At 56.5% G+C, this 5,928-nt stretch carries 6 protein-coding genes; 5 read left to right on the forward strand and 1 reads right to left on the reverse strand.

Annotated features, from left to right (window positions below):
* From VJR68_RS05435 to VJR68_RS05455, 5 genes are all read left to right on the forward strand, one after another.
* On the forward strand, positions 1-1,789 hold a 1,789-nt coding region (locus VJR68_RS05435), incomplete at its 5' end, for an alpha-keto acid decarboxylase family protein (protein ID WP_324146551.1).
* Positions 1,790-1,819: 30 nt separating this feature from the next.
* Positions 1,820-3,916, forward strand: coding sequence for a hypothetical protein (locus tag VJR68_RS05440; protein WP_324146552.1), 2,097 nt, complete (start codon positions 1,820-1,822; stop codon positions 3,914-3,916).
* A 230-nt stretch (positions 3,917-4,146) separates the two neighbouring features.
* On the forward strand, positions 4,147-4,329 hold the full coding sequence (locus VJR68_RS05445) for a hypothetical protein (RefSeq protein WP_324146553.1): 183 nt from the start codon (positions 4,147-4,149) through the stop codon (positions 4,327-4,329).
* Positions 4,330-4,558: 229 nt separating this feature from the next.
* The gene (locus VJR68_RS05450) at positions 4,559-4,783 is read left to right on the forward strand and encodes a UPF0175 family protein (RefSeq protein ID WP_324146554.1); all 225 of its coding nucleotides are present in this window, start codon (positions 4,559-4,561) and stop codon (positions 4,781-4,783) included.
* Positions 4,784-4,786: 3 nt separating this feature from the next.
* Positions 4,787-5,086, forward strand: a complete 300-nt coding sequence (locus VJR68_RS05455) for a DUF3368 domain-containing protein (RefSeq protein ID WP_324146555.1) — start codon at positions 4,787-4,789, stop codon at positions 5,084-5,086.
* 114 nt (positions 5,087-5,200) lie between these two features.
* Here the strand turns inward: VJR68_RS05455 and VJR68_RS05460 are convergent.
* Positions 5,201-5,928, reverse strand: a 728-nt coding sequence (locus VJR68_RS05460; RefSeq protein ID WP_324146556.1) for a YkgJ family cysteine cluster protein, incomplete at its 5' end; no start/stop codon positions are given.

Here is a 5,928-nt window from a genome sequence, read left to right on the forward strand (position 1 = left end):
GGTATGGACCGGCAGGGGAGTCGCCATGACACGCAGCAATGTCTCGAAGAAGTCACTCATCGATTCAGGAACGAATGCGGCGACCGAGTTCACGGTCGCGGACTATCTGTTGACTCGGCTCAAACAGCTGAATGTTACCGACGTATTCCAGATTCCGGGCGATTACGTCAAACATTTCACCCAGGCACTGGAGCATTTCAACGGCATTAAAACGATCGGCGCGATCAACGAACTGGATGCCGCTTACGCCGCCGATGCGTACGCGCGAAGCCGCGGGCTTGCGGCGGTTTCGCTGCAATTTGGCGTGAGCACGTACAGCGCGCTCAATGCCATTGCCGGTGCGTGGGTGGAACGTAGCCCGATTGTGGTGATCAGCGCCACGCCGGGCGCCGACATGCGCGATATCACGGATATGTATGACGTGCTGTTCCACCATTCCACCGGCGACCTGGATGCGGATCGGAAGATCTACGAGAACGTGACGGTCAAGGCGATCACGCTCAGCACCAATGTCGGCGCTGCCGAGCAAATCGATGAATTGCTGACCGATGCGATCACAGACAAGCGGCCGGTATATATCGCCTGCTACAAGGAGGTTTGGGGTCAGCCCTGCCCACGCCCGCCAAAGACGCCACTCAAGCCTCGCGTTGCCAAGAGCCCGGAACTGGCGCTTCGCAATGCCGTGGATCAGGCCTGGACCCAGATTACGGCGGCTAAGCAGCCATTGATTTTTGCGGGCGTGGAGATTCTGCGCTTCGGTTTGTCTGATTTGCTCAAGCAGATCATCGACGCCAGCGGTTTTCTCTACACCACCACCACACTCGGCAAGACGGTGTTGGATGAGAAGGGCGACAAGTTCATCGGCACTTACTCCGATGCCGCGTCGATCGAATCCGTGCAGGATGTGGTCCATGCCTCCGACTGCGTATTGACCTTGGGCACCATCATTACCGACGACTATCTTGCCTTTATCGAAAGCAAGTATGCCGACATGGTGTTGGCCGATACCTCAGGCGTCCGCGTCGGTTATTTCAAATACGGCGCCGTCACCATGCAGGATTTCATGCAAGCGCTGTTGGCGAAGTTCAAGGCCGACAAGGCTTATCCGATCAAGGTCAAGGCACCGCCACAGCCGAAATATCCGCAGCCGTGGGCGGGCAATTCCGACCCGGTTTACAACGACAAGCCGCACATCATCACCTATAACCGATTCTTTGAGCACACGATGAGTTTCCTGCAGGACAACAACCTGCTGAAGGATATCGTGATGACTTATGGCGTCAGTTCGGCCATGTACGTCGCTACGAACTGCTATGGCCTGCCGCAGGGCAGTTTTATCTCATCGGCCGCATGGCAATGCATTGGCTTTGAGACGGGCGCGGCGTCCGGTGCGCAATTGGGCAGCGGCAAGCGGGCTTGGACCGTGGCAGGCGACGGCGGCTTCATGATGGTTTGCCAGTCGCTATCCACGCTGGCGCGTAACAAGCTAAACGCAGTCATCTTCGTAATGAGCAACAAGGTTTACGCCATCGAGCAGGTCTACGTGAACATGGATGCGTTCAAACCTGGTCCGAAAAACCGCTTCGACACCTTCGACATTCTTCCTGAGTGGGATTACCTCGCCTTGGCGAAGGCGTTCGGCGCGGAGGGCATCCGGGTGGAAACGGTAAACGAACTGAAAGCGGCATTGCCCCGCATCGCGGGGATCAAGCACAAACCCGTGCTGGTTGAAGTGGTCATCCCGCAAAAGGATCTGCCCGGCCAGATGTACCGACTCGGCAGCGAATGAAACGCCCCATCCCAATCCGAGGGCTCAATCATGACGCAAAAAACCTACTCGATCTTTGGCGCCGGCGCCGCCGGCCTCTATACCGCCTGGCGGCTGCTGAGCGGCGAATGCAAGAAAACCAAATTCGCCTCGAAACAGCTGAAGAAAGGCGACGTTCTAGAGTTATACGACTGGGGCCGCTACGACTTCTCCAAACGGAATCCCGGTACGCGTGCGGCTGGTGCCCGCGTTTGCACCTGGCATTACAACAACGACAAGACCGATTCGTACGTTGAACTGGGCGGCATGCGCTATTCCTTTTGGAGCAGCGTGCCGACCAAGGAATTTCCCGACCCGAACAATGGCCTGGCACCCGGCCATCGCGTGGTCTCTGCCGTGATTTCACTGCTCGGCCTGGAAAAATATTCAGTTCCGTTCAACGTCACCAATAACCAGCTGTTCTATTTGCGCTCGCGTAACTTCTATCTCAACGCCATCGGCTCGAACACTCCTGCGCCGTATACGGTGAACAACTTCGGCGCATCCACCACGCCCGACCAAGGCTTCACCACCGTGCAAGACTTGGCGACAACCAAGCCATGGGCGGAATTCACGCGCCGTGATTGGTGCCGCTTCTATCAAAACGGCCGAATCACCGCGCAGTTGCCGGAATCCAGCATCTTCCAGCAGGGTGACTATCTCAAGGACATCGGTTACTGGAACCTGCTCTACGATCAGCTGGGTGCGGAAGGCTACGATTATGCTGCCGACGGCAACGGCTACAGTTCCAACGTGATCAACACGCATGCCGGCGTGTCGTTCAACATCAACAACGAATTTACGCCGGGTAGCCAGTACCGAACGTTATCCATCGGCTATTCGGGCATGTTCAACGCCTTGTTCGACGAGGTCGTGAAGCTTGCCAAGGCCAAGAGCATCGACTTCCGTTATCACCCCGATACGCGCCTGCATTCGATCCTGTGGAAAGCCGGCAAGGTAGCGTTTACCTATGCCCACCGCGACAACCCCAACATCGCCGCCGGTTCGCGCGAGGCCGACGCGGCCTGGATGGCCATGCCGCGTGCCGCGATCGATCTGGTCGCACAAGCCACGCGCTTCCGCGCACCGGCGAAAGGCGAGGTGGACGTGTTGAATCACGAAAAGGTCAACCTGTACCTGGAATCGACGATCATGCAGCCGTCGTACAAGGTGGGCATGTTCTTCGATCAGCCGTGGTGGGCACCCGACGCAGACAATCCAGCGCCATATCCCGCACAGATCATCGGCTACACCATCACGCCGGACACGATCGCCAAGCTGCGTACACTGAAATTTCCCGCTGCAACCTTAAAAGCGATGCAGTCCTTGATCGACGTGCCTTACACCTCCGTGGCGGACATGCAGGGCGCGATCGAGAACATGACCGAACAGGCGCTTACCATCGCGCAGACCAAGCAACTCACCGTCGTCTCGCGCAACGACACCATCGGTCCCAGCGTGAGCAACTCGCCGATTCGCATGGTGGTGTATTTCGGCAATAACGCGATCGAGCCGAAGAAGAAACCCATCTACGGCATCCTGGCCAGCTACGACGACGAAGACAACACCGCGTTCTGGCAGGAACTGGAACTAGGCCCCAAGCATCAACGCGAGATCCCGATTTCGCAGGATACACAGCCCTTGGAGGGTCCGCGCACCGTGCCAAAACGCATGGTGAAGATGCTGCGCAAGATGCTGGCCGAACTTCACTTCGGCCCCAACTGCGATTACAGCGCCGTGCCCGAGCCGCTGCAGGCTGCCTACATGGATTGGTCGCTGCCCCCGTTCAACGCGGGCTACCACGAATGGGCACCGCACTTCGACGTCGGCGACGTGCAGCGCAAGATACGCAAACCCTCGCAACTGATCGATGGCGCCGACGCCGATATCTTTATCGTCGGCGAGGCGTATTCGAACGACCAGGCCTGGGTGGAAGGCGCCTATTGCACGTCCGAATCGGTACTCAACGATTTCTTCGGCATCGAGCCGATCATCGACAATCGCGAGTATCCGTTTATCTGTCCGGAAGGATCGACGGACGAGACCACCGAGGAACTGCAGAAGCTGCTTCGGAAAGCGGGGCCGCGAAAAGATGCCGAGGCGGTTTGAGTAAATCAAGGCCAGAGCCACGGGCGCTCCTCTGGTCATCGTTGCACCTTCATCAAGCAGCGCCCTTTATGGAAGCTCTGATTAATACCGCGCGGCAGCAGCGCCCGCGTAGGCTGGGATGAAATCCCTGCATCGGAAGCCGCAAACATGCCGGGATTTCACCCCAGCCTACGCGTTTCATCGATGTCGCTTGAATAAACCGGAGCATCCTTAGGTAGGGAGTGAACGCTATGAAAAGTTTATTGGTCGGTTTGGCTGTATTTGGCCTGGCGTTGTGTGTGAACGCCAGCGGCACATCCGGTGCAAAAATGCAGCAGTACACGCGTTCCGTTACGCCGCCCATTCCCATGTGTCCGCCGGGCGAGCATGCGGTGTGGTTTAACGGCAAGTGGGAATGTGTGCCTATCGATTGATCTTGCTAGTCCTTAACGACCACGCCGTGCATCACGTGGGTGGCGCGACGTTGGGGATCCCAAGCCTGCCGGTCGTCATTGGAACGGAGATGGTTAAACCATCTCCGTTCCGTTTTCTTATTTCTGGTGATGTGGATGTTGTTAAAAGTGGTGTAGCTTGAGGTGCGTTTGCCGAAGGCGATCGGTGCCGCTACAGCCAGACCAGATAAGGATGATCGAAGGAAGAAAGATGAATCTCGAGTTAGATGATTCGTTGATGAAGAAGTTTGGGGTCGACGAGAAAGAGGCGTTGGAGCTTCTGGCCATAGCTCTGTACAAATACAAGGGCATTCATGGTTCGCTGGCTGGCAAATTGATCGGAAAGACGGAGTTTGAGTTTCATGCTTTGCTCTCTGAGCGAGGCGCTACGATCAATTATGACGTTGACGACCTTGTTGATGACATCAAAAAATGACCGTTGAGGAGCGGTAAACGTAAACAACAGGGCTATCGTCGACAAGCTGACAAGGCGATTGCATTGTCGGTGGAATTGCAATCGGACGTCTGGATCATTGACGAAGTAGCAGGACGTAGCATCGCCAAGAAACTGGGCCGAAACATCATCGGCATGGTGGGCGTGCTTCTGGAAGCAAAGAAGCAGGGGCATATCACATCCGTCAAACCCTACTTGGATAAATTGCGAAATACCGGCTTCAGAATGAGTGCCGAGCTGTATCAGATGGCGCTGAATGCTTCTCAAGAATCGCAAGTTGGTTAACCAGTTTCGGGCCAACCGAGCGGCGAAGCTTGATGACGGACCGTGCTGTGGGCGTAGGTAGCTAAACGGCTTAGTCAACGCCGTCCCGGTTTCTGGGTCACTTGACCAGGGAAGCTATACGTTGTCTTCGGCTGGAACCTGGCCTGAGGCCCATGTCGCAAGACTATCGTTGTCGTGCAAAACGCTTGCCAAGAACGTGTTCATTTCAAGAAATTGCGGCGTTTCACCCGACTGGGCCATGTGGTGGAACGACTTGCGAACCAGATCGTCGAACGGGTATGCGAACACCACTTCCTCGCCGGCATTCCGGCCGAGCCGGACACGGTCCTCACATGCGGTTATCGAGCAGGAGCGATACGTGCGGCAGTTGATGGGACGCGCCGCGTAGAGGGTGCATAGACCCTGTTCGTTCAACAGACCACATTGCGAACCAGGTCCGGATTTTTCGAGTGAAGGAAGTCGCTGAGCGATCTTCGCTTTTTCAGACTCTGAGAGTTCACGTAGTTCTCTCGCAATAACGGTAGCTTCCTGCTCGCTAAACACAATGCGCATATGCGTACAGCACATGGCGCATCCGCCTTCGTTTGGGCATGCCGGCTTGGGATAACGATGGCTGCCTAGTTCGTCCTTGACGATGGTGTTGGCAAGGTGAAGCAGGACGGGGACCTGATGGCTGTCTTCATCTTCACCCACGACGAGGCGAGCGACGATGCTTTGCGCCCGTTCTTCCAGCAGCGGCCGGTATCGACGCATGCCTTCCTCGGATGCACAGCGTTCCTCGAGTACGGCGTCGACGATGCTGGCTGCGAGTTCTTTCAATGGTTGTTTCATGTGCGATGGGG

Origin of the sequence: Dyella sp., assembly GCF_035277725.1 — a bacterium.
Lineage (GTDB): Bacteria > Pseudomonadota > Gammaproteobacteria > Xanthomonadales > Rhodanobacteraceae > Dyella_B.